Annotated in this window: 25 protein-coding genes and 1 tRNA gene; 11 read left to right on the top strand and 15 right to left on the bottom strand. The window is 70.0% G+C overall.

The window, feature by feature from the left end:
• Positions 1-36 precede the first annotated feature (36 nt).
• Complete coding sequence (gene trxA / locus ACNAYW_RS10060; RefSeq protein WP_415849556.1) at positions 37-405, top strand: thioredoxin; 369 nt, start codon at positions 37-39, stop codon at positions 403-405.
• Here trxA and ACNAYW_RS10055 read toward each other — a convergent pair.
• Together ACNAYW_RS10055 and ACNAYW_RS10050 are read right to left on the bottom strand one after the other, a co-directional pair.
• Positions 374-1,441, bottom strand: coding sequence for a lycopene cyclase family protein (locus ACNAYW_RS10055; protein ID WP_415849555.1), 1,068 nt, complete (start codon positions 1,439-1,441; stop codon positions 374-376). The two genes, trxA and ACNAYW_RS10055, sit on opposite strands and share 32 nt — an antisense overlap.
• Positions 1,438-2,067, bottom strand: a complete 630-nt coding sequence (locus ACNAYW_RS10050; RefSeq protein WP_415849554.1) for a response regulator — start codon at positions 2,065-2,067, stop codon at positions 1,438-1,440. The genes ACNAYW_RS10055 and ACNAYW_RS10050 overlap by 4 nt, the downstream gene beginning before the upstream one ends.
• Before the next feature lie 1,202 nt (positions 2,068-3,269).
• Between ACNAYW_RS10050 and ACNAYW_RS10045 the strand changes: the two genes are divergently transcribed.
• Genes ACNAYW_RS10045 through ACNAYW_RS10020 form a run of 6 tightly spaced genes read left to right on the top strand, consistent with a single transcriptional unit; the run spans position 3,270 to position 9,454 of the window.
• Entirely contained in the window at positions 3,270-4,793 is a 1,524-nt protein-coding gene (locus ACNAYW_RS10045; protein ID WP_415849553.1) for a glycosyltransferase family 39 protein, read from the top strand.
• 33 nt (positions 4,794-4,826) lie between these two features.
• Positions 4,827-5,828 (top strand): prolipoprotein diacylglyceryl transferase, encoded by a 1,002-nt coding sequence (lgt, locus tag ACNAYW_RS10040; protein WP_415849552.1) that lies wholly within the window; start codon positions 4,827-4,829, stop codon positions 5,826-5,828.
• A gap of 10 nt (positions 5,829-5,838) precedes the next feature.
• On the top strand, positions 5,839-7,260 hold the full coding sequence (gene pyk, locus ACNAYW_RS10035) for a pyruvate kinase (protein ID WP_415849551.1): 1,422 nt from the start codon (positions 5,839-5,841) through the stop codon (positions 7,258-7,260).
• A gap of 14 nt (positions 7,261-7,274) precedes the next feature.
• Complete coding sequence (locus tag ACNAYW_RS10030) at positions 7,275-8,165, top strand: acyl-CoA thioesterase (protein ID WP_415849550.1); 891 nt, start codon at positions 7,275-7,277, stop codon at positions 8,163-8,165.
• The gene (locus tag ACNAYW_RS10025; protein ID WP_415849549.1) at positions 8,162-8,719 is read left to right on the top strand and encodes a hypothetical protein; all 558 of its coding nucleotides are present in this window, start codon (positions 8,162-8,164) and stop codon (positions 8,717-8,719) included. The genes ACNAYW_RS10030 and ACNAYW_RS10025 overlap by 4 nt, the downstream gene beginning before the upstream one ends.
• A 6-nt stretch (positions 8,720-8,725) precedes the next feature.
• Positions 8,726-9,454: a rhomboid family intramembrane serine protease gene (locus tag ACNAYW_RS10020; protein WP_415849548.1), complete on the top strand. Its 729-nt coding sequence runs from the start codon at positions 8,726-8,728 to the stop codon at positions 9,452-9,454.
• 74 nt (positions 9,455-9,528) lie between these two features.
• Here the strand turns inward: ACNAYW_RS10020 and ACNAYW_RS10015 are convergent, their stop codons facing one another.
• Complete coding sequence (locus ACNAYW_RS10015; protein ID WP_415849547.1) at positions 9,529-10,500, bottom strand: cytochrome c oxidase assembly protein; 972 nt, start codon at positions 10,498-10,500, stop codon at positions 9,529-9,531.
• A gap of 135 nt (positions 10,501-10,635) precedes the next feature.
• Between ACNAYW_RS10015 and ACNAYW_RS10010 the strand changes: the two genes are divergently transcribed.
• Positions 10,636-10,944: a helix-turn-helix domain-containing protein gene (locus tag ACNAYW_RS10010; RefSeq protein WP_068520658.1), complete on the top strand. Its 309-nt coding sequence runs from the start codon at positions 10,636-10,638 to the stop codon at positions 10,942-10,944.
• 7 nt (positions 10,945-10,951) lie between these two features.
• On the opposite strand, the gene ACNAYW_RS10005 is transcribed toward ACNAYW_RS10010, so the two are convergent.
• The gene (locus tag ACNAYW_RS10005) at positions 10,952-11,575 is read right to left on the bottom strand and encodes an ANTAR domain-containing response regulator (RefSeq protein WP_415849546.1); all 624 of its coding nucleotides are present in this window, start codon (positions 11,573-11,575) and stop codon (positions 10,952-10,954) included.
• Positions 11,576-11,634: 59 nt separating this feature from the next.
• Here ACNAYW_RS10005 and ACNAYW_RS10000 point away from each other — a divergent pair, with 59 nt between their 5' ends.
• Together ACNAYW_RS10000 and ACNAYW_RS09995 are read left to right on the top strand one after the other, a co-directional pair.
• Positions 11,635-12,750, top strand: coding sequence for an alpha/beta hydrolase (locus ACNAYW_RS10000; RefSeq protein ID WP_415849545.1), 1,116 nt, complete (start codon positions 11,635-11,637; stop codon positions 12,748-12,750).
• A 37-nt stretch (positions 12,751-12,787) separates the two neighbouring features.
• Positions 12,788-12,864, top strand: a tRNA-Leu gene (locus ACNAYW_RS09995).
• Between the two features lie 6 nt (positions 12,865-12,870).
• Here ACNAYW_RS09995 and ACNAYW_RS09990 read toward each other — a convergent pair.
• From ACNAYW_RS09990 to ACNAYW_RS09955, 8 genes are all read right to left on the bottom strand, one after another.
• Positions 12,871-14,691: a DNA/RNA non-specific endonuclease gene (locus ACNAYW_RS09990; RefSeq protein WP_415849544.1), complete on the bottom strand. Its 1,821-nt coding sequence runs from the start codon at positions 14,689-14,691 to the stop codon at positions 12,871-12,873.
• Positions 14,692-14,931: 240 nt separating this feature from the next.
• Positions 14,932-15,351 (bottom strand): nuclear transport factor 2 family protein, encoded by a 420-nt coding sequence (locus ACNAYW_RS09985; RefSeq protein ID WP_415849543.1) that lies wholly within the window; start codon positions 15,349-15,351, stop codon positions 14,932-14,934.
• An 8-nt stretch (positions 15,352-15,359) separates the two neighbouring features.
• Positions 15,360-15,857 carry a tautomerase family protein gene (locus tag ACNAYW_RS09980; protein WP_415849542.1) on the bottom strand — a complete coding sequence of 166 codons (498 nt, stop codon included), beginning with the start codon at positions 15,855-15,857 and terminating at the stop codon, positions 15,360-15,362.
• A 54-nt stretch (positions 15,858-15,911) separates the two neighbouring features.
• Complete coding sequence (locus ACNAYW_RS09975; protein ID WP_415849541.1) at positions 15,912-16,715, bottom strand: crotonase/enoyl-CoA hydratase family protein; 804 nt, start codon at positions 16,713-16,715, stop codon at positions 15,912-15,914.
• Positions 16,716-16,787: 72 nt separating this feature from the next.
• Positions 16,788-17,549 (bottom strand): SDR family NAD(P)-dependent oxidoreductase, encoded by a 762-nt coding sequence (locus ACNAYW_RS09970; protein ID WP_415849540.1) that lies wholly within the window; start codon positions 17,547-17,549, stop codon positions 16,788-16,790.
• Between the two features lie 43 nt (positions 17,550-17,592).
• Entirely contained in the window at positions 17,593-19,167 is a 1,575-nt protein-coding gene (locus ACNAYW_RS09965; RefSeq protein WP_415849539.1) for an AMP-binding protein, read from the bottom strand.
• Positions 19,168-19,198: 31 nt separating this feature from the next.
• Positions 19,199-20,887, bottom strand: a complete 1,689-nt coding sequence (locus ACNAYW_RS09960) for an aldehyde dehydrogenase family protein (RefSeq protein ID WP_415849538.1) — start codon at positions 20,885-20,887, stop codon at positions 19,199-19,201.
• A 33-nt stretch (positions 20,888-20,920) separates the two neighbouring features.
• Complete coding sequence (locus ACNAYW_RS09955) at positions 20,921-22,150, bottom strand: oxygenase MpaB family protein (RefSeq protein WP_415849537.1); 1,230 nt, start codon at positions 22,148-22,150, stop codon at positions 20,921-20,923.
• A gap of 103 nt (positions 22,151-22,253) precedes the next feature.
• Here ACNAYW_RS09955 and ACNAYW_RS09950 point away from each other — a divergent pair, with 103 nt between their 5' ends.
• On the top strand, positions 22,254-23,003 hold the full coding sequence (locus ACNAYW_RS09950; protein WP_415849536.1) for a TetR/AcrR family transcriptional regulator: 750 nt from the start codon (positions 22,254-22,256) through the stop codon (positions 23,001-23,003).
• 71 nt (positions 23,004-23,074) lie between these two features.
• Here the strand turns inward: ACNAYW_RS09950 and ACNAYW_RS09945 are convergent, their stop codons facing one another.
• The 3 genes from ACNAYW_RS09945 to ACNAYW_RS09935 form a co-directional block, all read right to left on the bottom strand.
• Positions 23,075-24,382, bottom strand: coding sequence for a KasA/KasB family beta-ketoacyl-ACP synthase (locus ACNAYW_RS09945; protein ID WP_415849535.1), 1,308 nt, complete (start codon positions 24,380-24,382; stop codon positions 23,075-23,077).
• Positions 24,383-24,482: 100 nt separating this feature from the next.
• Positions 24,483-25,205, bottom strand: a complete 723-nt coding sequence (locus ACNAYW_RS09940) for an MgtC/SapB family protein (RefSeq protein WP_415849534.1) — start codon at positions 25,203-25,205, stop codon at positions 24,483-24,485.
• Entirely contained in the window at positions 25,202-26,338 is a 1,137-nt protein-coding gene (locus tag ACNAYW_RS09935; RefSeq protein WP_415849533.1) for a DUF7802 domain-containing protein, read from the bottom strand. The genes ACNAYW_RS09940 and ACNAYW_RS09935 overlap by 4 nt, the downstream gene beginning before the upstream one ends.
• Positions 26,339-26,340: the final 2 nt, after the last annotated feature.

Raw genomic sequence — 26,340 nt, 5'->3', positions numbered from 1 at the left:
GGGAATCATGGAGTCGGCAAAATCGTTGGAGGGGGTATGGCGACAGTTGAATTGACCGCAGACAAGTTCGATCAGACCGTGACCGGCAACGATATCGTGCTGGTCGACTTCTGGGCCTCCTGGTGCGGCCCCTGCCGCGCCTTCGCGCCGACCTTTGAGAAGGCATCGGAGACCCACCCCGACGTGGTTTTCGCGAAGGTGGACACCGAGGCCGAGCAGAGCCTCGCGGCCGCCGCGAACATCCGCTCGATCCCCACCCTCATGGTCTTCAAGAAGGGCAACCTCGTCTACAACGAGGCCGGCGCGCTCCCGCCCGCCGCGCTCGAGGACCTCATCGGCCAGGCGAAGGCGCTCGACATCGAGCAGGCCGAGTTCAACGCCGCCGGCGAGACGCCCGCGGAGTAACCACCCCCGCCAGGCGCCGGCGCAGCCCCCACGGCGCCGCCGCGAACGCCGCAGCCATCGCTGCGGCGTTCGCCGTCGTTCCGGACCGGGGCGCGAGGAACGCGCGCACGTGCCGCTCCGGGAGTCCGAAGAAGACCTCGAAGAAGTCGCGCTGCTCCTGCGCCGACATCCCCAGGAGCGCGCGCAGCGCCGCGGCCCGCAGTCGATGCGCGGCCACCGCGTCCCGGTCCACCGGGTTCCGGCCGGCGCGCAGCGCCGCGACGGCCTCGTCGGCGAAGGCCAGCGACCCCGCGACCGAGTAGCCCGTCGCCGGGTGCAGCGTGGTGCCGCGCACCCCCACGCCGCACCAGCCCCGTCCGCGCCGGGCACCGGGCGCGAGCAGCGGGAAGTCGACCCGCTCGCACAGCTCGCCCGCCGCGACGCCCCGCGCCGCCAGCCGGGCCCGCAGCCGCGCCTCCAGGTCGCCGACGGGGACCGCGGGCGCGCCGGCGAGGCACGTCTCCTCCAGCAACACGGCGTCGCCGGAGACCCGCACCGCGTAGAGGAACGACGCCGCCGCGTCCGCCGGCACGCCCGGCGCGGGCCGCCAGTCCATCCACAGCTCCTCGTGCGTTCCCACCGGGACCAGCACTCCGGCCGCGGTCTGCCGCGGCACGTCGCGCGCGGCCGACGGTGCCGGTCCCCGCGCGTCGATCACGAACGCCGCGCCGTGGCCGTCGCGGCCGCCCCGCTCGGCGCGGACCTCCACGCCGTCGAGCGACATCGCGTCCTGCAGCGCGTCGACGTCGAGCATCGCGTACTCGCGGCGCAGGTCGTGCCGGGTGCGGGCGACGACCTGCGGCGCGGAGACGGCCGCGATGGTCGTGGCCGGGAGCCACGACGGCACCTCGTCGGCCCACAGCCCGAAGGTGCGCCGCCAGCGGGCGTCCGGCGCCGGGTCGAACGCTCGCACCCGCAGCCCGGCCGCCGCCGCGCGGTGTGCGACCGCGCGGCCCGCCGGGCCGAGGCCGAGCACCACCAGGTCCGGCGCGCTCACAGCGTGGCCCCGAGCAGCGCTAGCTGCGTGCGGTTGGCGCAGTCCAGCCGGGTCATCAGCGCGGAGACGTAGCCCTTGACCGTGGATTCGGCGAGGAACAGTCGCGCCGCGATCTCCGCGTTGGAGGCGCCCGTCGCCAGCTCGCGCAGCACGTCGCGGTCCCGCTCGCCGAGGGCGTCGATGCGCGGGTCGCGGCGCGGCCGGTCCTCGGCGAGGCGGACGAGGCGGGTGAGCGCGTCGGGGGAGAGCAGGGAGCCGCCGGCCGCCGCGGTCCGCACCGCCGACGCCAGCAGCGCCGGCTCGGCGGTCTTCACCACGAAGCCCGCCGCGCCGGCGGCCAGCCCGTCGACCAGCACCGCGTCGGTGTCCAGCGTGGTGATGAGGACCACCGCGACCGGCGGATCGAGGTCCCGCAGCGCCCGCGTCGCGACGATCCCGTCGACGCCCGGCATCCGCACGTCGAGAAGCGCGACCTGCGGCGCGTGCGCGATCCCCGCCTCCACCGCGGCCGCGCCGTCGGCCGCCGTCGCCACCACGTCGAGGTCCGGCTCCGCCGACAGCACGGCCAGCAGGTACTCCCGCACCAGCGGGTCGTCGTCGGCCACCAGCACGCGCACCGCCGTCATCGGGCGGCCGCCGGGAACTCGGCCTGCAGCGTCCAGCCACCGTCGGGCGCGGGGCCGTGCCGGAGCGTGCCGCCGACGAGGGCGGTGCGCNCGGCCAGACCGCGCAGGCCCGTGCCGCTGCCGGTCGCGGCGAGCGCCGGGTCGGCCGCCGCCGACGGGTTGTGCACGCGGACGCTCCGATCGGTGACCTCCACGTCGACGGGCGCGCCCGCGGCGTGTTTGCGCGCGTTCGCCAGCCCTTCCTCGAGCACGCGGGCCAGGCAGTCCGCGGTCGCGCGGGGGAGCGGCGCGGTGACTGCTCCGGCCAGGTCGACGCGCTGACCCGCATCCCGGGCCCGGCCCACGGCCTCGGCGATCGTCTCGTCGATCTCGGTGGAGGCGACCAGCCCGCCGGTGGCCAGCGGCACGGGCGGCGCCTCCGCCGTCCGCAGTCCGAGCACCACCCGCCGCAGGTCGGCGAGCGCGGCCTGCGCGTCGCCCTCGATATCGGGCCGGCCCGCCGCGCGGGCGGCCAGCACGATCCGGGTCAGCCGTGCCGTCGCGAGATCATGCAGCTGCGCGGCGAGGGCCAGCCGCTCGTCGGCGCGGGCCTGCCGGGCCGCGAGCGCGCGGCGCTCGCGTTGGGCCACGCGCAGGCGCATCGCGAGGCCCACCGTCGTGCCGCCGAGCACCGGCGCGAGCGACCCGAGCGCGCCCCACACCGAGTGGGACGACGCCGCGACCGTCGCCGCGAAGATCACGAACGGGGTGAAGGCGATCGCGGCCTCGCGCCGGTCCCGCGCGGTCTGCGCCGCCGCCGAGGAGACGAGGGAGGCCGCCACCGCGACCCAGAAGGCCGCGCCGGAGGCCGTGGCCTCCGCCCACGGGCCGAGCACGAGGTAGCACCCCGCGGCCGCGACCACCGGCGCCGCGAGCACGGGCCGCAGGATCCCGACCGCGGCGGACGCCGCGAGCATCGCCGCCGCGCCCGACCACAGGCCCGCGCCGCGCAGCGCGGGGAACAGCGCCAGCACCAGCGCGACGGTGCCCGCCGCCGACACCGCGAGCAGCGCCGCATGCGCGGCGCGGGTGCGGGGGTCGGGTTCGAAGGGCATGCAGCCATCGTAGGGAGCGGCCCGACGGTGCCGGTACCTCCTTTCGTCGGTCGACGGGCGGCCGAACGGCGCTACCGGCGCCGCGCGCGATCCGGGACCGTCGAGTCCATGACATCCCAGGTCATCGCCACCGTATCCACGTCCTCCGCCGACCCCGACGCGGCGCTGCCGCGCCTCGCGCGGCTGCCGCTCGCCCTCGTCGGCGCCGTCGTGCTCGTCGTGATGCTGATCGGCAGCCGCAACTACGGCTACTTCTTCGACGAGGCGTACTTCGTCGTCGCCGGCCGGGACCACCCCGCCGCCGGGTACTTCGACCAGCCGCCGCTGGTGCCGCTGCTCGCCGCGGCGCTCGATCACCTGGCGCACGGGAACCTCGTCGTCCTGCGGCTGCCTGCGACGCTCGCGGTCGTCGCGATCACCCTGCTGGCGGGCCTCCTCGCCCGCGAGCTCGGCGGCCGCGCCGGGGCGCAGATCTTCGCCGCGGCGGCGGTCGCGATGTCGCTGGTGAGCTCCGTCGGGCACTGGCTGGCGACGTACTCGCTCGATCCGCTGTGGTGGACCGTCATCCTGTACGTGCTGGTCCGATGGGTGCGTACCCGCGACGACCGGCTGCTGCTCCTCGCCGGCGCGGTCACGGCGCTGTCCCTGCTCACCAAGTTCCTCGTGCCCGCGCTGTGGATCGCGGTCGCGCTCGGCGCCCTCGCCTGCGGGCCCCGTCGACTGCTCACCCGGCCCGCGCTCTGGGCCGGCGGCGCCCTCGCGGTGGTCGCGATCGCCCTGACGCTCTGGTGGCAGGCCGGGCACGACTGGGCGTACACCCGGATGGGGGCCGTCGTGCGCGCGGAGTGGCCCGGTGGCGCGGGGTTCGCGCTCGTCGGGCTCTTCGGCGCGGGCCTGCTCATCGGGCTGCCGCTGCTGCTGGCCGGCACCGTCGCTCTCCTGCGCTCGCGCGACCTGCGCCCGTACCGGTTCCTCGGCGTCGCGCTCCTGCTGGTGGTCGGGGCGATCGTGCTCACCCACGGCCGCGCCTACTACCTGGCCTCGGTCTACGCGCTGCCGATGGCCGCGGGCGCCGTCGTCGCCGAGCGGTGGCTCGCCCGGCGCGGGGGCCGGACCCACCGCGCGCTCCGGGCGCTCACGGTGCTGGCGCTCCTCGGCTCCACCGCCAGCTGGATCGCGGCCTCGCCGGTGTGGTCGCCCGCGATGGCCGAGCGGATCGGCACCCCTCCGTTGCGCGCGCCCGCGACGATGCTCGTCGAGGGGGAGACGATGCTCCGGGGCCTGTCCGACACCGTCGTCGCCGCCTACCGCACCCTGTCGCCCGCGGAACGCGACGGCACCGTCATCGTCGCCGAGAGCTATCCGTTCGCCGCCGCCGTCGACTTCTTCGGCCGCGACGAGGGGCTGCCCCGCGCGTACAGCGGGCACCGCGCGTACTTCTACTTCGGCCGGCCGGCGGACGACGCACGCGCGGTGCTCTGGATCGGCGACCCGTCGCCGGTGCTCGACGGGGCCTTCGCGCACCGTCGGGCCGTGCCCGCCCCGGGGGGCGCGGGCGATCCCGTCGTGCAGCTCTACACGGGACGCACCGTCGCCTGGCCCGAGCTGTGGGAGCGGCTGCGCTCGCAGTGACGCGCCGCGTCGGCGGTCAGTAGGGTGACGGGCGTGATCCTCGCGAGCATCCCGAGTCCCGCGCAGGGCGTCTGGCACCTCGGGCCCGTCCCGATCCGTGCGTACGCGCTGTGCATCATCGTCGGCATCGTCGTCGCCTGCTGGTGGGGCGACCGCCGCTGGGTGGCCCGCGGCGGCAAGCCCGGCCAGGTCCTCGACGTGGCGGTGTGGGCCGTCCCGTTCGGCCTCATCGGCGGCCGGCTGTACCACGTGCTGACCGACTTCAGCACCTACTTCGGCCCGAACGGCCGCGGCCTCGCCGCCGTCTTCCGCATCTGGGACGGCGGCCTCGGCATCTGGGGCGCCGTCGCCCTCGGCGGCGTCGGCGCCGCGATCGGCTGCCGGAAGATGGGCATCAAACTCGGCCCCTTCGCCGACGCGATCGCGCCCGCGATCATCGTCGCGCAGGCCATCGGCCGGCTCGGCAACTGGTTCAACCAGGAGCTCTACGGCGCACCCACGAGCCTGCCCTGGGGGCTCGAGATCTACGAGCGCGCCAACGATGTGGGCCAGCGCGGGCCCGACGTGCTCGACGGGCACAGCACCGGCGTCGTCCTCGCCGTCGTGCAGCCCACGTTCCTGTACGAGCTCATCTGGAACCTGCTGGTCGCGACCTTCCTCGTGATCGTCGACCGCCGCTTCCGCATCGGCCACGGCCGCCTGTTCGCGCTCTACGTCGCGGGCTACTGCCTGGGCCGGTTCTTCATCGAGATCATGCGCGACGATCACGCGACCCTGATCTTCGGCGTCCGCATCAACGTCTTCACCGCGGCGCTCGTCTTCGCGGGCGCCGTCGCCTACTTCCTCCTCGCCCCGAAGGGACGCGAGGATTCGGTGTTCCTCGACGAGCCGGCGACGGCACCGTCGGAAACCGCTCCCGAGCAGGACGGATCGTCCGAATCCGCCGCCACCGCCGGCGACGAGGAGGCTGATGTTCGCCTGATGGATACCGGCAGGTTGCCGGGAGACTCCACATCGCGGAATAAGGAGGACTAACGTGAACCCCGTGACTCGTCGAACCAAGATCGTCTGCACCCTGGGCCCTGCTGTCGGAACCGATGAGAAGGTGCTCGCCCTCGTGGAGGAGGGCATGGATGTTGCGCGCCTGAATTTCAGCCATGGTGAGCATGCTGATCATGCGGTGAACTACGACCGTGTCCGTGCGGCGTCGGATAGGACCGGGCGTGCGGTGGGGATCCTCGCGGATCTGCAGGGGCCGAAGATCCGGCTGGGCCGCTTCGCCGGTGATGGCCGCACCGTGTGGGAGACGGGTGAGACGGTGCGGATCACCGTCGAGGATGTGGTCGGTACGCATGATCGGGTCTCGACCACGTACAAGGAGTTGGCGCAGGACGCCCGGCCCGGTGATCGGTTGTTGGTCGATGACGGCAAGGTCGGCCTGACGGTGACGTCGGTGGACGGTGACGACGTGGTGTGTGAGGTCACCGAGGGTGGCCCGGTGTCGAACAACAAGGGTGTGTCGCTGCCGGGGATGAACGTCTCGGTGCCGGCGTTGTCGGAGAAGGACATCGAGGATCTGGAGTTCGCGCTCGGGTTGGGTGTGGATTTCATCGCGTTGTCGTTCGTGCGGTCGCCGGCGGATATCGAGCGGGTGCACGCGGTGATGGACCGGGTGGGTCGGCGCGTTCCGGTGATCGCGAAGCTGGAGAAGCCGGAGGCGATCGACAACCTCGAGGCCGTCATTCTGGCGTTCGATGCGGTCATGGTGGCCCGCGGCGACCTGGGGGTGGAGCTGCCGCTCGAGGAGGTGCCGTTGGTGCAGAAGCGGGCGATTCAGATCGCGCGGGAGAACGCCAAGCCGGTGATCGTGGCGACGCAGATGTTGGAGTCGATGATCGAGAACAGCCGCCCCACGCGCGCCGAGGCCTCGGATGTGGCGAACGCGGTGCTCGACGGTGCCGATGCGGTGATGCTCTCCGGTGAGGTGTCGGTCGGCAAGTACCCGATCGAGACCGTCCGCACCATGTCGAAGATCGTGCACGCGGTGGAGGACGGTGGGCCGTCGGTGCCGCCGCTGAACCACGTACCGCGCACCAAGCGGGGCATCATCTCCTATGCGGCGCGCGACATCGGGGAGCGGCTCAACGCCAAGGCGCTGGTGGCGTTCACGCAGTCCGGTGACACGGTGCGGCGGCTGGCGCGGTTGCACACCCGGTTGCCGCTGCTGGCGTTCACGCCGCTGCCCGAGGTCCGTTCCCAGCTCGCCCTGTCCTGGGGGACGGAGACGTTCCTGGTCGACGGCGCAGACAGCACCGACGCGATGATCCGGCAGGTCGACCACTCGCTCGAGGGCATCGGTCGGTACTCGAAGGGCGATCAGGTCGTGATCGTGGCCGGTGCTCCCCCCGGGACGATCGGCTCGACCAACCTGATCCAGGTGCACCGGATCGGCGAGGACGACCACTAAGTACGCTCGTCGACATGACGGAGACACTCACCGACTTCGACGAGTTCCTCGGCACCCTGGATCTCGCGGAGGCGGGGGAGGACCGCTACCTCGGTCGTCACCCCGCAAAGACCGCCTCCCGCACGTTCGGCGGTCAGATCCTCTCGCAGGCGATCGTGGCCTCGGGCAACACCGTTCCGGGGGCCCGGGATTCGCTGTTCCTGCACGCCGCGCACACGCACTTCATCAACGGCGGCGAGACGAACGCCGATCTGGAGTTCGTGGTGCGGCGCCTGCGGGACACGCGCAACGTCGCGAACCGGCTGGTGTCGGTGGAGCAGGGCGGGACCGTGCTCGCGCTGATGCAGCTCGCGTACCAGACCGACGGCCGGAACCCGCTCGTGCACGGCGATCCCGCGCCGGCGGTGCCGGGCCCCGACGGTTTGCCGAACATCCAGGACACGCTCCGGGGCTACGAGGACGTCGTCACGATGTTCGTCGACGCGCCGCAGCCGATGGACATGCGCTTCACCAACGATCCGGCGTGGATCGCCAAGGGCAAGGGGCTGATCCAGGAGGACAACAACGTCTGGATCCGGACCGCCGGCCCGCTTCCCGATGATCGGGTGATCCACGACGCGGCCCTGGCGTACGCCTCGGACACCACGATCCTCGACTCGATCATCACGCGGCACGGGCTGTCGTGGGGTTTCGACCGGATCATGGCGGTCACGCTCAACCAGTCGCTGTGGTTCCACCGCCGGGTCCGCTTCGATCAGTACAACCTGTACTCCTCGCACTCGACGGTGGCCGACGGCGGTCGCGGTATGTCGAACGGGCAATTCTTCGATTCGGAAGGCATTCTGGTAGCAAGCACCACCCAGGAGGGCGTGCTCAAGTACTTCCCGTCGAAGGGGGCGAAGTGACGAGCCAGGACACGCAGCAGCGTCCGATCCCGAACGTGCCGGAGGGCACGCCCGGTCGCGATTGGCGCGCGGAGCTGCCCGCGGCGCTCCCGCAGGGCGCGCAGCAGCCGTGGCGCCGTCATGGCCCCGGTTCCCGCACCTGGGTCGGCATCCTCACCGCGGTCGTGCTCGTCGTGATGGCCGTCGCCGGTGTCCTCGCGGTGTCGTTCGGGTTCGCGAACACGGTCTTCGACCGCAAGGGCGTGGTCGTACTCGTCGGGCCCGAGTTCCGCGCGTCGGAGACGTCCTGCTCGGGCGTGGGTGCGGCGGCCGGCGTCAAGGACGGTGCCCGCGTGGACTTCCGCAGCGCCGGAGACGGTGACAGCATCTCGGGGGATCTCGGGGAGGGTGTCCTCCGCTCGGGCAAGTGCGTGTTCCCGTTCAGCTACTCGGCGGGCGGCGTGGACCCGGACGTGAACTACGCGGTCACGGTGGCGGGCCTGCCCGCGTCGCCGGTGGCGGGCGCGGAGCTGGCATCGTCGTCGAACTCCGTCCTCGTGTCCCTCGCGGACTAGCCGCCGGTGACCGCATTCGGGACGACGGTCCGCCGCGACTGGCAGCCCGTCGTGACCTACTCGCTGATCGCGGTCAACGTGATCGTCTTCGCGTTCAGCGCGAAACAGTCGGGCAGCATCGAGCACAACATGGCCTCGTACGAGGTCGCGCGGTTCGCCCTGTCCGAGCCCGCCACCCTGAACGGCTGGTGGTGGACGGCGGTGACCTCGGGCTTCCTGCACTTCGGGCCGATCCACCTGCTGATCAACATGTTCACGCTGTACGTCTTCGGGCGCGGCGTCGAGCAGGCGCTGGGCCGGGTGCGATTCGGCGCGATCTACGCCGTCTCACTGCTCGGCGGCAGCGCGGCGGTCCTGTGGTTCGGGCTGGAGAACACCATCACCGTGGGCGCGTCCGGCGCGATTTTCGGCCTGATCGGTGCCGAGCTGGTGCTCTACCTCAAGCTGAAGCTGAATCCCACGTCGCTGCTGGTGATCATCGGCGTCAACGTCGTCGCCTCGTTCACGCTGTCCAGTATCTCCTGGCTGGGCCATCTCGGCGGTTTCGTCGCCGGCGTCCTCGTGACCGCGGGTTTCGTCTACGCGCCCGAACTGCTCCCCAAGGACAAGCGGACGCGGCAGCAGGTGGAGGGCCTCGGCTGGGCCTGCGCCGGTGTCATCGCGGCCGTCGTGGTCGCGGCGATCGCGATCCGCTTCGGCACGTTCCCCGGGGCGCAGGTGTATTCGCTGCGGTAGCGGTCGGGGCCCGACGGTGCCCGACGTCCGTGATGCCCGACGATGCCCGTCGTCCGTGATGCTCGATGGGTGGGTCAGTGGCCCTGGTTCATCTGCCGCAGCCGTGCGTTGTAGGCGGCGAGAGCGGCCTCGTCGTCGTCCACGTCCACGTCCTCGCCGCCCTCGCCCATGAGCTGACCGCGGCGCGCGGAATCGAGCCAGGAACCCATGCCGCCGCCGCGCTTCCCGGTGGCCTCCGCAGTGATCCACTGGAAGGCGACCACGAGCAGCAGGATCATCATCAGGCCGTCGCCGCCGAACCACATGATCGCGCCGGCCGCGGACTGGTCCTCGAGCCCCGTGGGGCCCCAGCCCAGGCGCGACGCGGCGTAGCCGGGCGCCAGCTCCGTGGTGGTCATCATGAGCGTGACGCCGACCAGGGTGTCCGGCCCCATCGCCAGCAGGAACGACGCGAAGCGCAGTGGGTGGGAGAGCTTGGTGGGGCCGCACAACTCGTTGCCGATGAGCGGCAGCATGAAGATCCAGCCGACCACGAAGTAGCCGGTGTACTCGAGCTGCTTGAGCCACGGATTGTCCAGGGCGAGGTCCTGGAAACCGGTGAGGTGCGTGCTGATCAGCGCGAACGCGTACAGCGGCAGGCCGACGATCGGGCTGGTGACGAGGCGGATCACCCGGTTGCCCAGGAACGCGCGCACCCGTCGGTCGCCGGCCTCGCCGGTGGCCGTCGCGAGCAGCCGGATCGGCTCCGCGAGCACGAGGAACATGGGCACCACCGTGATGAGCACGAGGTGCACCACCATGTGCGCCCAGAACAGGTGCTTGGCGAGCTCGGCCATGACGCTGTTGACGGAGAACACCAGCAACGCCATCGCGACGAACCACGACAGGACGCGGACGATCGGCCAGGCGACTCCGGCGCGTCGCGCGCGGACGGCGCCGTACACGTAGAGGGTGGTGGCTGCGATCATGAGCGTCGTCACCACGGGGGTGAAGACCCAGGTGCCGAGCACGTCCGGCGACTCCGTCGCCACTGCTGAGGGATACATCGATGCCCGTTGTACCACCCCTGGCAAACTAATCCAACCGGCGTGTAACAAACCACGGCGTACGGTCGATGTACGGACGAACGCCCCTATCAGCTGCCCGGGTACCCGCCCCGGGCTAGAACTCACGGAGTAGAGATGCCGAAGGTCCCCGAGCCGACTCCTCAAGAGGTCCGCGACTTCCTCAGCCCCATCTCGCACTGGTCCCACCTCAAGGCCAACGCGGAGGAGCAGTACCGCAAGACGATCCTCGCCGCCTACGCCGCGCGGATCCCGATCGTGCACATCGCGCGCTACACCGGCACCTCGCCGCAGGCCGTCAAGAAGGTCATCGATCGGCAGAACGACAAGGCCGCGGGCGATGCGCCCGCGTTCCAGAACATGCCGCGCACCGGGTACTACCGGGGCCAGCAGCTCCCGCCGTCGCGGTCGGTCCGCGCGGTCTGACCGAGCGTCAGGGCGCTCCCGCCCCGTCGTCGGGAGTGGTGGGAGCGCCCAGCGTGTCGATCACCAGGTGCGCCACGGTGCGCATGTCGGTCCGGCGGTCCATCGCGGTCCGCTGAATCCAACGGAACGCCTCCGGTTCCGAGACGCCGTGCGCCTGCATGAGGATGCTCTTCGCCCGATCCACCAGCTTGCGGGTCTCGAGCTGGCCGGAGAGTGTCGTCACCTCCTTCTCGAGCGCCTTGAGCTCGGCGAATCGGCTGATGGCGATCTCGATCGCGGGCACGAGGTCGGCCTTGGTGAAGGGCTTGACCAGGTAGGCCATGGCCCCCGCCTCGCGGGCCTTCTCGACGAACTCGCGTTGGCCGAAGGCGGTCAGCATCACGACGGGGGCGATCCGCTCCCGGGCGATGTCCTGCGCGGCGTCCAGGCCGTTGCGGATCGGCATCTTGACGTCCATGATCACCAGGTCGGGCTGGAGTTCGCGGGCCTTCTCCAGCGCGACCTGGCCGTTCTCGGCCTCGCCGACCACGTCGTAGCCCTCCTCCCGCAGCATCTCGGTGAGGTCCATGCGAATGATCGCCTCGTCCTCGGCGACGAGCACGCGGTGCGGGGTGGGCTCGGTGGCTTTCATCAGGGGGTACGTTACCGGGCGGCCGGGATCGGGCCCGCCGCGCGCGGTACTGTGAGCCCATGAACGTATTGAGCCTGACTCAATTGCGCGAGCGTGCCGGCAATCTCTGGGCGCTGACCCTGGGGGACGGGATCCGTCCCGTCGAGCGCACGCCGCACGTCGTCGTCGCCGACGGTGCCCACCGCACACTGCGCCGGTTCGCCTCGGATTCCGACCGTGATGCGGCCGCCGTACCCGGCGCCGCGCCGGTGCTCCTGGTGCCGCCGATCGCCGCGCCCGCCACCTGCTACGACCTCTCGCCCGAGACCTCCGTCGTCGCGCACCTCGCGTCGACGGGGCGCGTGCCCTACGTCATCGACTTCGGCGAGATGGGCTACGGCGACCGCGGTCTCGGCTTCGAGGACTTCGCCCTCGACATCATCCCGCAGGCCATCGCCCGGGCCCTGGAGGACTTCTGGGGCGGGGAGGTGCCCGACGGTGCCGGCGTCGACCTGTACGGCTGGAGCCTGGGCGGCACGCTCTCCTTCCTCGCCGCTGGCGCGTCGACGGAGTCCGTCCGCTCGATCGTCTCCATCGCCACGCCGCTGAAGTACGCCGCGCAGCCGCCGTACCCCCTCGTGACCTCGCTGATGAAGCCGGTCGACGGCTTCGGCCCCGGCGCGCTCATCGCGCTCCTGGGCGGCATCCCCGCGCCGATCGTGCAGGTGGCCTACCGCGCCACGTCGTGGGACCGGGAGCTCAAGAAGCCCAAGTTCGTGCTCGAGAACCTCGGCGAGCCCGAGAAGCTGGCCCGCATGGAGGTCATCGACCGCTTCCAGCGCACGTTCCCCGGCTACCCCGGCAAGCTGGCGACGCAGCTGTGGGAGCGGCTGATCTTCCGCGGTGAGCTGGCCGCGGGTGAGGTGCACTTGGGGGAGCGCACCATCGATCTGCACTCGATCGACGTGCCCGTGCAGCTGTTCGGCTCGCACCGGGACGCCCTGTGTGCGTGGGAGACCGCGCACCACGGCGTGGATCTGTTCACCGGCTCGCCGCGGGTGGAGTTCGCGACGGTCGAGTCCAGCCACCTCGGCCTCGTCGCCGGCCCCGATGCCGCCCGCGAGACCTGGCCCGTGATCGACGCCTTCCTCGCGTCCGTGGACGCCGAGTCCGAGGCCGCCGACCCCGCCCGGTAAGCTTGCTCGGCTGACTGTTTCCGACGGTCCGCCGGACGCCCCCGTAGCCCAATTGGCAGAGGCAACGGATTCAAAACCCGTCCAGTGTGAGTTCGAGTCTCACCGGGGGCACCACAAGCACTACCAGGCGATGTCGCCGACGCTTGCCAACGGTGCGTGGTCGTCGAGGCTCTCCGGCGCGCTGTACGTGTCTCCGGTACGGAGTTCATCCGGGAAGCGGAGCTTCGTCCGCTCCTCGATCGTCCTCAGGCTCACCTGGTAGGCGCGGAACTCGTCGAGATCGAGGGCCTCGAGCCGGTCGAGGTTCTGGGTGAGCAGGAATCCCCGGGCGACGAGCTTCCCGTCACCGACGAACGCGACCACCTTGAAGAACTCGCGGGGGAGTGCGACGCCGCGGTAGGTGCGGTCGTCGTCGCCGAACACCGGCCCGCCGATCACGCTGACCTTGAGGTCCTCCGCTTCGGCGTCGGTGAGCACGGCGTTCTCGATCAGGCCCCAGATGCCCTGGCGGGCGCTCTGGTTGAAGTCCTCGACCTGCGGCGAGATGTTCGTGTAGTAGAAGGAGTCGGAGTTGGCCTGCTCGGCCTCGGCCTTGCTGCCCCAGGTGAGGTCGGTTCGGCGGGCGACGTGCCCGCGGTCGATGCGGTTGCCGGCGTACAGCTCGTTCCCGACCTGCGTGTCTGCGGGGAGTCGCCGGTCGAGGATGAACTTGGAGCCACTGCGGTCGATGCTCTCCAGGCTGGCGCCGTCGATGTTCCAGGCGACCCACCGGGTGAGCCGCCGCGACCGGCTCTGCGTCAGTGAGAAGTGCGTGTAGTCGATGATCGGGCTGCCGTCGACCTCGACGGCGTCATCCTTCAGGCTCGCGTCCACCGCCGGCACGGGTACCGCGGTGCTGAGGAATTCGGGGTCGTACCCTGCGCCGATCCGAGCCCCACCGGCGGCCTGCGCCGTCGGGGCACCGTCGGGCGGCGTGAGGGTGATGCCCAGCTTGGTGAACACGGACGTGCCGAGACACGCGAGCGCGTGTTCGTCGGGGCTGCCGGCCGCCTCGCCGCCGAAGTGCAGGCCGGCGAAGACGCCGGTGGGGCGTCCGTTGGCGGCCTTGAAGAGCCAGACCGCCCCGGAGTCACCACCCTGGCTGATCTCGTTGTCGGGAGCGGGATTCCGTGGGTCCGGCCCGATTTCGAAGCCGCCGATCTGTTGCTCACCGGCTGCGCCGCCGTAGTCGATCTTCACGACGACGTCCACCCGGCGCACCACGCCGTGGGTGACGCCGGTGGTGCGGCCGCTCTTGATCACCTTGTCGCCGAGCTCGGGCTCGCCGAGTTCGGTGGGCGCGACGGTCAGCCCGAGCGGTTCGGGGGCGTAGCCGCGGCCCTCGATGGTGGCGACGGCGCAGTCCCCGGCGACGCCCAGATGCGAGCGGTACAGCACGCCGAGCCGGTTGTCGTCCACCCGGTCGTCGTCGTAGGTGCCCGGCTGGACGACGGTGTCGCCGATCGCTCCGTCGGGTCCGTTGAGGACGTGCCAGTTCGACAGGATGAGCGGGGTGCCGTCGGTGCGGTCGTAGACGATCGCGCCGATGGTGCCGGCGGAGACCTTCACGTTGCCGACGCTGATACCGGGGCGGATCGGGTCCAGGCGGGCCTTCGCCTCCGCCGGCGCGGCCTCGGGCTCGGCGACCACGCGGTACGAGAGCTCGAAGCTGCGTTCCAGGACGTCGGTGGGCACGGCGACGCCGTCGACCTCGACCGACTCCGGCAACAATGCGGTGCCCAGGCTCTCGAGGGCCTCGGGTGCGACCTTCCGGCGCACGGTGAACTGCACCGCGACGGTGTCGGTGGGCTTGCCGTCGACGACCTTGTGACCGATCCCGACCGAGGTCACGTTCGGGTCGGCGAGGTAGTCGGAGGCGCGGGCGCGGACGAACCTGCGCACGCCTCCGTGGAGGCGGAGGGCGCATCCGTGGCCTGCTTCGTCGACTGTGCTGCGGGCTTCCGTTTGTTTCCGGCCATAACTTCAACGGTAGGCGAGAACGTGGACTGCGGCTCGGTGAGAACGTGCCAGGCGATCTTGCTGTCCGGGCCTGCAACACACCGTCGGAAACGACCGGACCGGCGATCGGGAACGAGTCCCGGCCGCCGGTCCTGGTGAGGAGGATCAGTACTTGTCCGGCGTCTAGCCTTCGAGAACACCCTCGCGGACGAGACCCGCATGCATACGCTCGGCGAGCGCGTCGAGCCCGCTCTGAGGCCGCAGAAAGACGGTGAACTCCTGGATCAAGCCCGACTCGTTCAGGTGAACGAGGTCGATGCCGTGGACCTGGCGCTCTCCGACGGACGCTCGGAAGACGAGCGTGTGGGCGGTCAGCGTGTCGCCAGAGCCCGTCTCGCACGTGCCACCGAGATCCCCGATGTACTGGAAGTCGTCGAACACGCTGGTGAGGAGGATGCGAAAGACCATGCGTAGCGCTTGCCGACCGACGAGGGGTGAGAACTTCATCGGGCTGTAGAACTTCGCGTCGTCGGCGAACAGTGAGTCGAGCTGCTCCAGATCGCGTGCAACCACGGCTGCGCGCAGTCGATCGATCGTAGTCATGTTGGCCTCTATCGGGGAGCGGGCGAGGTCTCTGCGCGGCTGACTGCGATACGACGTGCAGCGACTTCGGCAGCCTTGTCCTTGTCACCGATCACGGTGTTGATGATGTCGGCGAGACCCATGATCGCCCCGCCGGCTCCCCAATGGCCCTCGGGGATCTCGAGGGGGAACACCCAGACGCGGTGGTGTGCATCGGGATCGCCGGAGCCCTCGGCCTTGACGACGGCGGCGGTGACCTCGGCGACGAGCGTTTGGCGACGGTCGAGGGTGTTCACCTGTCCTTCCGGGACGGACGTGATGACGCGGTAGTGCGGTTTGGCGGGCAGCCTCCCGCCCGCGTAGATCGGGGTGTGGTGGACGACCACCCACGCGATCTGCCGAACGATCGGGTTGGTGGGGTCGGCGCCTTCCGCCTTGACCAGAATGGTGGTCAGCTCGTCGACGAGCTGCTGCTCGCGCTGCGGCGTCAATGCGTCGGCCGGCAGATTGAGGTCGATCATGGGCATGGTGTCGCTCCTGGTTCGTTGGTCGATAGGGTTGTCGTGCTTGATATTCGGTAGCTATCTGCCGGTGAAGCGTGCGTCTCGTCGTTCGACGAACGACTGCATGCCTTCCCGGCCGTCGTCGGTGTGAAGCAGCGCCGTCATATCGCTGTCGAGGCGTGCGAACGCCGCCTGTTCGCCCTCGTTGCGCGCCCGGTGGGCGGACTCGAGGGTGGTCTTCACGCCGAGCGGCGCACTCTTCTCCGCGATGTACTCGGCCAGTTCGAGGGCGCGTTCGAGCTGGTGGCCGGGTTCGACCACCTCCTGTACGAGGCCGATCCGCAGCGCCTCGGCGGCATCGTAGGGCTCGCCGGTGAGCAACCACCGCATCGCGTTTCCCCAGCCTGCGTCGCGAGGCAGGCGAACGGTGGCGCCGCCGAAGGCGTAGATGCCACGGTTGATCTCCATCTGAGTGAACTTCGCATCGGAGGAGGCGACGCGGATGTCGGCCGCGAGCGCCAGCTCGATGCCGAGGGTCATCACCCATCCGTGGACGGCCATCACGAGCGGAGTCGTCCAGACGTTGGACCGTCGCCAGGGATCGAGGCGGCCGGGGCGGTCGTAGTCGACGCCGCCGTTCTCGATCTGCGGCCCGACCTCCTGCAGATCGAGGCCGCCGGTGAAGTTCTTGCCGTGCGCGAAGAGCACGCCGCAGCGGATCTCGGGATCGTTCTCCAGTCGGTGATACGCCTGGGCGAGCTCGTCGATCATCTGGAGGTTGAATGCGTTGAGCTTGTCGGGGCGGTTGAGCCCGATCAGCAGGACGTGTCCGCGTTGCTCGACGGTGACCGTGGGCTCGGTCGGGAGCGTGTTGTCCGGCATGAGAATTCCTTTCAAGAGATGGCTGGTGCGTGGTCTGCGTGCCCGGATGCGCCGGGGTGGTCCGTAGGGCGGCTACGTGATGGTGACTCCGCCGTCGACGGGGAGGGTGGGGCCGGTGATGTATCCGCCTGCGTCGGAGGCGAGGAAGACGACCGTCGCTGCGAGTTCTTCGGGGCGTCCGAACCGCCCGCTGAGAACGCGGCCGAGGGTCTTCTCGACGTAGTCGGCGGGGTACTGATCGGTCATCTCCGAGGCGAAGAAGCCGGGGGCCACGGCGGTGACACGGATGCCCTTGCGGCCGGTCCACTGCGCCGCGAGATCGCGGGTGAGGCCGATGAGAGCGGCTTTGCTCGACGCGTAGGCGGCCTGCGGCAGGCCGGCGGTCGTCAAGCCGATGACGCTGGAGATGTTGATGATCGCCGAGCCGGGCTTCATGACTCGGCCGCAGGCCTGGGCGAACCAGTACGCGCCGTTGAGGTTGACGTCGATGACCTGGCGGAACTGCTCGGGAGTCTCCTTCGTCGCCGGCACCGCGGTGCCGATTCCTGCGTTGTTGACCAGGACGTCGACCTTCCCGAAGGTCGCCATCGCCTCCTCGATCACCCGGTCGGCGTCCTCGGGGTCGGCGACGTCGGCGCGGACCGCAAGGGCTCTGCGTCCCAGTGCCTCGACCTTCGCCTTGGTCTCGGCGAGCTTGTCCTCACGGCGGGCCGCGAGGACCACGTCGGCGCCGGCTTCGGCGAGCGCGACGGCGAACGCCACACCCAATCCGGACGAGGCACCGGTGACGACGGCGACTCTGCCGTCGAGCTTGAACATGTCGAGTACACCCATAGTGGTCTCCTGGTAGTGGGGTCTGGTGGAACGTCGTCCGGTGTCAGGACAGTGCTGTGAGGTCTTTTCGGAGGATCTTCCCGGCTGCGGACTTCGGGATCGCCGAGATGAAATCGACCATGCGGATGCGCTTGTGCGGTGCGATGCGGGAGCGGACCCAGTCGATGATCTCCTCGCTGCTCGCGTCCGCGCCCGGCTGCAGCACGATGAACGCTCGCGGGATCTCGCCCGCTTCGTCGTCCGGGTGCGCCACGACTGCCGCGTCCGCGATCGCGGGGTGCGTGAGGAGAAGTGCTTCGAGTTCGGCGGGTGGTACCTGATAGCCCTTGTACTTGATGAGTTCCTTGAGCCGGTCGACGACGTACACCTCGTGCCGGGGCCCGACCTCGACGATGTCGCCGGTGCGCAGCCACCCGTCCGGGGTGATCGTTGCGGCCGTGGCCTCGTCGTTGCCGAGGTATCCCAGCATGACGTTCGGGCCGCGGACGAGCATCTCGCCGGGGCCCGTCCGGGCACCGGGTGCCGGCGGGACATCCTCGCCGGTGTCGACGTCGACGACGCGGAACTCGATGTTGGGCACCGCGAGTCCGATCGAGCCGATCGAGATGCTGTCGTCGCCGATCGGTGTCGTGTGGGAGAGGGGACTGAGTTCGGTCATGCCGAAGCCCTGCATGAGCTCCGCCGGGATCCGCTGCAGCAGTGCGGTGCCGAGAGCCTCGTCCATGGGTGCGGCGCCGGTGAGGATCCGGCGGATCGACGTGAGGTCGTAGTCGTCGACGATCGGGTGCTTGGCGAGCGCGACCGCGATCGGCGGGGCGATGTACAGGTACGTCACGCGCCGGCGCTGCACGAGGTCGAGGAATGCGGGCAACTCCATCTTCGGCATCGTCACCAGCGTTCCCCGGCGGTACAGGGTCACGTTCATGATGGTGTTCATCCCGTAGATGTGGAAGAACGGCAGCACCGCCATCACCCGGTCGTCGCGGCAGACGTCGATCGGGACCCCGCTCTGCGCGATGTTGGCGACGAGATTGCGATGGGTGAGCATGACGCCCTTCGCCAAGCCTGTCGTGCCCGACGAATACGGCAGGGCGGCAAGTGCCGTGGACGAGTCGACGGTGACCTCGGGTGCCGGCAGGTCGCGTTCGATCAAGTCGCTCAGTGAGACCCGGTGATCCGCTCGATCGACGACGATGATCGCGTCGGCGGCCATACCGGCCTGCCGGGCGGCGTCGTCGGCCGTCGGCAGCAGAGGTGAGATCGTTAGGTACGCCTTCGCATTCGAGTCCTTGAGCTGCTTGGCGACCTCGGTGGCCGAGTACAGGGTGTTGAGCGTGGTGACGGTCGCACCGGTGCGGAGGATGCCGTAGTAGGCGACGGCGAATTCCGGCGAGTTCGGCGCCTGCAGGGCCACGACATCGCCCGGCGCGATGCCGCGGGCCGCGAGCGCTCCCGCGAATGCCTCGGCCTGTCGTCGGAGTTCGCGGTACGTGATGTCGGTGACGCCGTCGGTGACGGCTGTGCGTTCCATGTCCTCGTCGGCGAGGGAACCGAGGACCACGGTGAAGACGTCCCCGCGTGGAATCTCGACCGGCGGGTAGGTGCTGCTGTAGATCATGGTGATGTCGCCTGTTCTCTTCTCGGGCCGCTCAGGCCCGGAACGCCTGATTGAAGATGCCGGGCAGCGCGCCCCAGCTCGGGCGCGCGGCGAATCGGGTGAGTCGCTCGGCGACCCCCTTCGCCGAGCGTGCCGTGACGAACCACGCCGGCTTCGGAGACAGCGCGATCTCGCCGCCGGCGATCGACCGCGGGAACGGGCGGAAGGGACCTTTGATGATGCTCCGTTCGACCTTGTCCAGCAGATGCGCGTTGTGCACGATGCCGATCCCGGAGCCGACCTCGTGAAGTGTGTTGCCGGGGTACGCGCCCCATGACAGAGCGGGCATGAGGAACCCGACGGCGCTCCACACGTTGATGCCGATCGTGCCGTAGTGCAGGTCGGCGACGGCCTCATCGAAGGCAGGTCCCATCGCCTTGCGATCGGCCGGCGCGATGATCATGCTGGCTCCCAGCGTGCCGTCGAGCTCGTCGTTGGCGAACGCGGTCGCGGCGCGGAGGAAGTCGAGGCCCACACCGGGAAGCTCGGTATGCGCCAGGACCGGTCCGAAGTACTCGGTGGTCAGAGCCGCCTGTGAGGTGCTCTCATCGAGCTGCACGAGCGTCCTACCGTTGATGTCCTCGGCGTCGGGATAGGCCGCGTGGGCCGCAGCCGTCTTCGCCTCAGTGCCCGGGTACCAGGAGGTCCGCTCGGGAAGGCCCGCCACGACGCGGCGGATCTCGGCGAGGAACGCCTCCTTCTGCGGCCATGTTTCGGAGAGGATCAGCACCTGGCCGCCGATGCAATTGTGGCCGCAGTTGTGGAACCGTTGGGTGGCAACATGTTCGGCCTGAAAACGCAGGTCCTCGTCGTCCCACTCACCGGGAACGACGATGATCGGCGAAACGCCACCGAGCTCGCTGGTGATCGGCTTGTCGAGGGTGGGCTCGCCGGTCTTGTCGGATCCCGAGCCCCACACGATCGCGTCGTGGGTGACGCTGCTGCCGGTGATGTGGACGTGGTCGATGCCGGCGTGACCGGTGAGGTAGCGGCCGACCTCGGCTCCTCCGTTGACGATCCGCAGGACGTCCGCGTCGATCAGGGGCTTGAACGCGGACTCGTAGGCCGTGGTGAGGCCGGCGAAGGTCGGGTTCAGCTTCAGGATGCTGACGCGGTTGTGGGCGATGAGCTCGTAGAGGACGTCGAGCGGTCCGATGGCCGACACGTTTCCGGCACCGAGCACGAGGCCGACACCTCCGTTCTCGCCGAGCCGCAGTGCGCCCAGGCCGGCAGTTCGGCGTGCCTCGTCCGCGGTCACTCCGGGCTCGAGCCACACCTCGGCCGTGAACCCGTTGAACAGGTTGAATTCGAACAGGTCGGTCGGCAGCACTGCGAACGCGGTCCGGTGTCCGGGGGCGGGTCGGGTCTTCAGTCCCGCTGCGGGGGACTCGCCGACCGCGATCTTCTTGAGGCTGCCGATGATCGCACTGATTCCGGTGAGGGTGGCGTACGGGCCCGACATCCATTCTTCGCCTTCGAGCGGCCCGGCCGGGATGCCCTTCGCGGCGATTGCGGCGGCCGCCCAGTCGTCGGCGGCGCCGGCCACGGCTCGGTGCGTGCGCTCGAGGAGTGTGATCCGCTCGGTGACACCCATGACGGCCCATCGCCGCGCTCCGCGGGTCAGGTCGTCCACGGCGGTGTCCACGTCGCCTTCTGTGGTGGCGGGATTGGTCATGGTCATGGGAGTGGGTCCTTCTCGAAGGTGGTGGTGGGTCTACTGGTCGGTGGGGCGGCCGTCGACCGGAGTGCCGCGGTATTCGGGCTTGACGCCCCTGAGGCCGCGCTCGACGGCCTGATCGAGGACCTTCTGACCGTTCTTGTCGAAGTAGTCCCGCACGACCCTGAGCCGGGTGAGCTGATTGGGGATCCTCAGCAGGACCGATGCGGTGCGGACCACGGCCTCCGCGAAGGGAAGCGGTGCGACGCCCAGACACTCACGCAGGTCGCCGTTCGGAAGGGTGGCGGTCATCCGAGGTGCGAGGAGCTGACGGGACAGCGCCTGGTTGATCGCCCGCGAACCGCCGAAGTGCCCCATGTCGGTGGCACCGGCGATCACGTACTCGGTCAGCTCCGCGCCCTTGTCGCTGGGCTGGTAGAAGCTCTGGTGCTCGCGGGACTGGAGTTCGAACTCCTCGGCGTGGGTGCGGCCCAGCAACTGGTTGTTGGCGCCCTGGATGCGCGATACCCAGCGCCACATCAGTGCGAAGCCGTCGCGTTCCTCCTGGCTGACGACGCCGCCGGCGAACTCGATGATGTTCACGCGGTGCTGGCCGAAGATGTAGGTGCACGCGGCGGTGGCGAGTTGACTGATCGGCGTGCCCTTGTCGGAGAGCGTCCATCGGCCGCTGCGGTGAATGCCGAGCCGGATCATGGTGTGCAGTAGCCGGATCCGAACCCAGACGATCCAGCGCTCGCCGCCGGGGAGCATGCCGTCGACATCGAGTGCGCCGACGAAGGCGTTCGCCGTCTCCATCATCCGCCGGCGGTAGTCGCCCGTCCCGCCTGCCAGGCGGCCGGTCGAGCCCATGACCTCGGCGGTAGCCGGATCGATGTACGTGAACGGCAACGCGGAGTGCATGCCGATGTTCATTCCGAGTGGGTTGCGCCGCCCCATGCTGGCGCCGACCCGCAGTGCATCGACGTCGAACCAGGACGGCAGGGTCTCGACATCCTGGAAGAACGCGATGGCCTCCTCGGCCCCCTCGGCCTCGAGCCTGCGAGCGTTCACGTAGAGATCGCCACCCATGAGCTTCTTCTCACGCATCGCCTCGATGAGGTCCTCCGCGAGCGGGTCTCCCACGTGGTTCCACGCCTCGTAGTCGACGTCGTCGGGCGCGAGGTACACCTCGGCGCCGGGAATGCGCGCGAGGGCAGACAGCTCGGCCACCCGGTCGGAAAGCCGGCCTCGCTCCGCCGGCGTATCGGTGATGAGGGCTGAATTCATGTCTGTACTCCTTGGCGCGCGAGTTGCTCACTTAACTGGAGGCCGACTCTAATTCAGAGTCCGACTCTTGTCTAGAGTTTCACTCTGAATTACGATGTCGGTCATGGCGGGCCCGACACGAACAGCACGGATGACGGCCGCGCTGCGGCACGGCGATGGGGTGCAGGCCGTCGCTGCACTACGCTCGGCGACGATGACGATCGAGAACGCAGCCGACTCGAAGGGGTCTAGCGCCGGCCCGGTGGCACGCGGAGAGCGCCGACGTGCGAAGACGCGCGCCGCGATCATCGATGCGGCGGAGGAGTTGCTCGGGCGCACTGCGCCGGAGTCGGTGCGGATCGAGGATGTCGCGGTGCGGGCCGGGGTCTCGCCGGCGACGATCTACGTCCATTTCGGTACCAAGGACGGCCTGGTCGCAGCGACGACCGAACATCTCCTCACGGTGGCGACGGAGGAGGTTGCGCAGGTGAGCGCCGGTGATGGCAGCGCCGTCGCCCGGATCGCCGCCACCGGACGTGCCTATCTCCGGCTCCTGGTCGACCGGCCGGCGTTGACTCGGTATCTGATCGCGCGGGAACTGCGGACCGACCACGCCTCCTCGCCCACGGACGGACGCATCGACGGTCAGTTAGAGGCTGCGCGGATCGCGTTCGAGGGGCTCATCCGGCATGCCGTCGACACCGGTGAGGTCCGCCCGCTCGACGCGCGGCTGATGTCGCATTTCCTGTTCGGAGCCTGGGTCGGACTGGCGGGGCTATCGCTGGAGGGCAATCCGAGCCCGCTCAGTGCGGACGACGTGTTGCGGGCGGGCGGACAAGCGCTGGAGATTCTCACGCTCGGTACGTCGGCGTAGCGGCGCACCGTCGGAAACGACAGAACCGGCGGCCGGGATGAAATCCCGACCGCCGGTCCTGGTGAAGTGGATCAGTACTTGCCGAAGGCGAGCGCCACGTCGTGGCCGCCGAAGCCGAACGAGTTGTTCAGGGCGTACTTGAAGTCGCCCTTGCGCGCCTCGCCGTGCACCACGTCGAGCTCGATCTCCGGATCCTGGTTCTCCAGGTTCAGGGTCGGCGGGATCACGCCGTCGCGCAGCGACAGCACCGTCAGGGCGGCCTCGAGGGCGCCGACGGCGCCGATCGAGTGGCCCAGCGCGCCCTTCGGGGCGTAGATCGCCGCATCGGTGCCCACGACCGCGTTGATGGCCTTGGCCTCGGCGAGGTCGCCGATCGGGGTCGCGGTGGCGTGCGCGTTGATGTAGTCGATGTCGGCGCGGGTCAGGCCCGCGGTCTCCATCGCCCGCTTCATGGCGCGAGCGGCGCCGCCGCCCTCCACGTCGGGGGAGACCATGTGGTAGCCGTCCGAGGTGATGCCGGCGCCGAGCAGGCGGGCGATGGGCTTCGCGCCGCGGGCGAGGGCATGCTCCTCGGTCTCGATGATCATCAGTGCCTGGGCCTCGCCGAAGACGAAGCCGTCGCGGTCCTTGTCGAACGGGCGCGACGCGGCCAGCGGATCGTCGTTGCGGGTCGAGAGGGCGCGCATCATCGCGAACGGGGCGATGACGGGGCTGTCGATCTTGCCCTCGATGCCGCCGCAGACCGCGATGTCGGCGTCGCCCATGACGATCTGGCGCCACGCGTGGGCGATGGCCTCGTTACCGGTCGAGCAGGCCGAGACGGGGGCGATGGCGCCGGCGCGGGCGCCGATCTCCAGGGCCGAGACGGCGCAGGCGCCGTTCGGCATGGCCATCTGCACGGTGAACGGCGAGACCTTGCGGACGCCGTGGTCGCGCAGCGCGTCGACGGCCTCGACCATCGACTCGCCGCCGCCGAGACCGGTACCGACGACCGCCGCGAGGCGGTTGTGGTCGACGTCGGGACGGCCCGCGTTGTCCCAGAGGCGCTTGGTGATGACGTGCGCGGCCTGCTCCACGTACGACATGCGGCGCTTGCTCACGTGCTGCTTGCTGATGTCGCCCGCGTACTTGCGGTCGGGACGCTCGGGCACCTCGGAGGTGGGGTCCTCGAGCAGCTGGCCGCCGAAGCGGACCGGGAGGTCGGCGATGTCGACGCCGATGAAATCGCCCTTGAGCTCGCGAATGCCGCTCTTGCCGGCCAGAAGGCCGTCCCACGTGGACTCGGTGTCGGTGCCGATCGAGGTGGTCATCTCGATCGCGGTGACCACGACGTTGGGGAACTGTCCGCCGAGCGTGCTGAAACTCCGGATGTCTGCCATGCCATCTATGAAACAGGATCGAACCGCCCATCCGGCTGTACTCAGGTGAGAACTTCACAGCCCTCTCTTGTGGGATCGTCACGAACCGTTCGGTTCACCCTCAGTCCTCGTCCGCTCCGCGGTCGATGCGCAGCACTCCGTCGACGCCGCCCAGCGCGGCGCCCGCTTCCGTCACACCCCGTCCCACCAGGGACAATGCGACGGTGACCTCGTGGCTGTCAGCGGAGTCGGTAGCGGGCCCGTCGACCACCGTGAGCGACGCCACACTCCATCCGCGCCGCGAACACGCGCCGAGGATCTCGCGCAGCACGCCGGCCCCGTCGCGGTAGGTGACGGTGAATCCGCGCTCGGCGGTGCCCCGCGCCGCGACCATCCGCCCGAGGGGCGTGAACCCGAGCACCGCCACGAAGTGCAGGACGGTCACCGCGACCGCCAGGATCTCGAGGCCCGCCCCGGCCGCCATGCCGATGGCGGCCGTCTCCCACACGGCTGCGGCGGTGGTGAGCCCGCGGATCGCGCCCCGTCGCGTGATGATGAGACCCGCGCCGAGAAAACCGATGCCCGAGACGATCTGCGCCGCGACTCGGGACGGGTCCAGAATGACGGCCCCCGGCGCCAGGACGTTGCTGAAGCCGTACTTACTGACCAGGAGGATGAGTGCGGAGGTGGTGCCGACGATCGCCTGGGTGCGCAGCCCGGCGCTCTTCCCGCGGAACTCGCGCTCCAGCCCGACCACGGTGGACAGGCAGAACGCGAGAACGAGTTGCTCGATCTGGCGCCAGCCCTGACCGGCGCTGATCCATGAGTCCGCGAGCGTGCTCACACCTCCATGGTGCTACCGATCTGCTCGGATGCAACCGGTTCGCGGTCGCGGGTGCGGAAGGTCAGGCCGACCGCCGCCGCCCCGATCACGAAACAGAGCAGCGCGAAGGGCAGGTTCCCGACGGGATCTCCGGCCGCCGTCAGGCCGCCCTGCGCGCCGAAGTAGTCGGGGAGCGCCGCGATCCAGAGGCCTGCGAAGACCACCAGGTACAGGGTCGCGTACGCCTGGACCAGGGGGTTGCGGTGCGCCGGGATCGACGGTGCGCCCGGGCCGGGGGACAGGCACCGTCGGACCGCGTAGAGCGCCGCCGCCGCCATGAGTGCGAGCTCCAGGGCGTAGACGGTGCCGCGCACCGTGTCGCCGGCGAGGCCGAGGACCGTCGCCGGGAGGGGCAGGACGAACGTGCCGACCGACGCCGCGAGCCCGATGGCGACGGTGCGCCCCACGAGCCGCGGGCCGGAGAACCGCGCACCCGCGTCGACGTGCCGCCCGACGAGGAAATGCGCGCAGAGCGCCAGCGACATCGGCCAGAGCGCGGCGAAGACGACGACCGAGCCCATCGGGACCGAGGCGAAGAAGGGGAGGTTGATCGGATTCTCGGGCGCCCACTCCCACCAGCGCAGCTGCGGCCCGAGGTGATCGAAGATCTCGTAGAACGCCCCGTGCACGAGCCCGACGGTGCACGCGCCCAGGACGATGCCGCACCGTCGGAAGACGCCGAGCATGCGGACGATCTCGAAGGACATCGTGGCCATCAGGGGGTAGATGGCCACGATGTACAGCGGCAGCCGGCCCCACAGGAACTCGACCGTGAACAGGTTGTGCGCGAACATCGTGTCCACGTGGCCCTCGAGGCCGAAGGCGCCGGGGAAGTAGAGCGGCGGTTCGATGATGAACAGGTAGGCCGTCGCGCCGAACCACACGGCCAGGTTCGTCGCATCGCCGGCGCGCCAGCGGCGGACTGCGTGCACCAGCATGAGCACCGAGCCGACGATGATCGTCAGTTCCAGCACCGGCAGTGTCCAGTTCTCCAGGTGGAACGGGCTGCGGACCGAGACGAGGCCGCCGGTGTCGTCGCAGCTGAATCCCATCCGGCGCGCGAGGGCGTCGAAGGTGGGGGTGCACATGTCCATCG

Source organism: Tsukamurella ocularis, from assembly GCF_965138335.1.
GTDB classification, from domain to species: Bacteria; Actinomycetota; Actinomycetes; order Mycobacteriales; family Mycobacteriaceae; genus Tsukamurella; species Tsukamurella ocularis_A.
The sequence above is the reverse complement of the archived record's forward strand: the minus strand, read 5'-3'. Positions and strand labels throughout refer to the sequence as shown.

Excerpts from the sequence above, each read along its gene's own strand:
- trxA (WP_415849556.1), top strand. The coding sequence starts at position 37 with ATGGCGACAGTTGAATTGACCGCAGACAAGTTCGATCAGACCGTGACC.
- ACNAYW_RS10050 (WP_415849554.1), bottom strand. The coding sequence starts at position 2,067 with ATGACGGCGGTGCGCGTGCTGGTGGCCGACGACGACCCGCTGGTGCGG.
- ACNAYW_RS10045 (WP_415849553.1), top strand. The coding sequence starts at position 3,270 with ATGACATCCCAGGTCATCGCCACCGTATCCACGTCCTCCGCCGACCCC.
- ACNAYW_RS10030 (WP_415849550.1), top strand. The coding sequence starts at position 7,275 with ATGACGGAGACACTCACCGACTTCGACGAGTTCCTCGGCACCCTGGAT.
- ACNAYW_RS10015 (WP_415849547.1), bottom strand. The coding sequence starts at position 10,500 with ATGTATCCCTCAGCAGTGGCGACGGAGTCGCCGGACGTGCTCGGCACC.
- ACNAYW_RS10010 (WP_068520658.1), top strand. The coding sequence starts at position 10,636 with ATGCCGAAGGTCCCCGAGCCGACTCCTCAAGAGGTCCGCGACTTCCTC.
- ACNAYW_RS10005 (WP_415849546.1), bottom strand. The coding sequence starts at position 11,575 with ATGAAAGCCACCGAGCCCACCCCGCACCGCGTGCTCGTCGCCGAGGAC.
- ACNAYW_RS10000 (WP_415849545.1), top strand. The coding sequence starts at position 11,635 with ATGAACGTATTGAGCCTGACTCAATTGCGCGAGCGTGCCGGCAATCTC.
- ACNAYW_RS09985 (WP_415849543.1), bottom strand. The coding sequence starts at position 15,351 with ATGACTACGATCGATCGACTGCGCGCAGCCGTGGTTGCACGCGATCTG.
- ACNAYW_RS09980 (WP_415849542.1), bottom strand. The coding sequence starts at position 15,857 with ATGCCCATGATCGACCTCAATCTGCCGGCCGACGCATTGACGCCGCAG.
- ACNAYW_RS09975 (WP_415849541.1), bottom strand. The coding sequence starts at position 16,715 with ATGCCGGACAACACGCTCCCGACCGAGCCCACGGTCACCGTCGAGCAA.
- ACNAYW_RS09970 (WP_415849540.1), bottom strand. The coding sequence starts at position 17,549 with ATGGGTGTACTCGACATGTTCAAGCTCGACGGCAGAGTCGCCGTCGTC.
- ACNAYW_RS09965 (WP_415849539.1), bottom strand. The coding sequence starts at position 19,167 with ATGATCTACAGCAGCACCTACCCGCCGGTCGAGATTCCACGCGGGGAC.
- ACNAYW_RS09960 (WP_415849538.1), bottom strand. The coding sequence starts at position 20,887 with ATGACCATGACCAATCCCGCCACCACAGAAGGCGACGTGGACACCGCC.
- ACNAYW_RS09955 (WP_415849537.1), bottom strand. The coding sequence starts at position 22,150 with ATGAATTCAGCCCTCATCACCGATACGCCGGCGGAGCGAGGCCGGCTT.
- ACNAYW_RS09950 (WP_415849536.1), top strand. The coding sequence starts at position 22,254 with ATGGCGGGCCCGACACGAACAGCACGGATGACGGCCGCGCTGCGGCAC.
- ACNAYW_RS09945 (WP_415849535.1), bottom strand. The coding sequence starts at position 24,382 with ATGGCAGACATCCGGAGTTTCAGCACGCTCGGCGGACAGTTCCCCAAC.
- ACNAYW_RS09935 (WP_415849533.1), bottom strand. The coding sequence starts at position 26,338 with ATGGACATGTGCACCCCCACCTTCGACGCCCTCGCGCGCCGGATGGGA.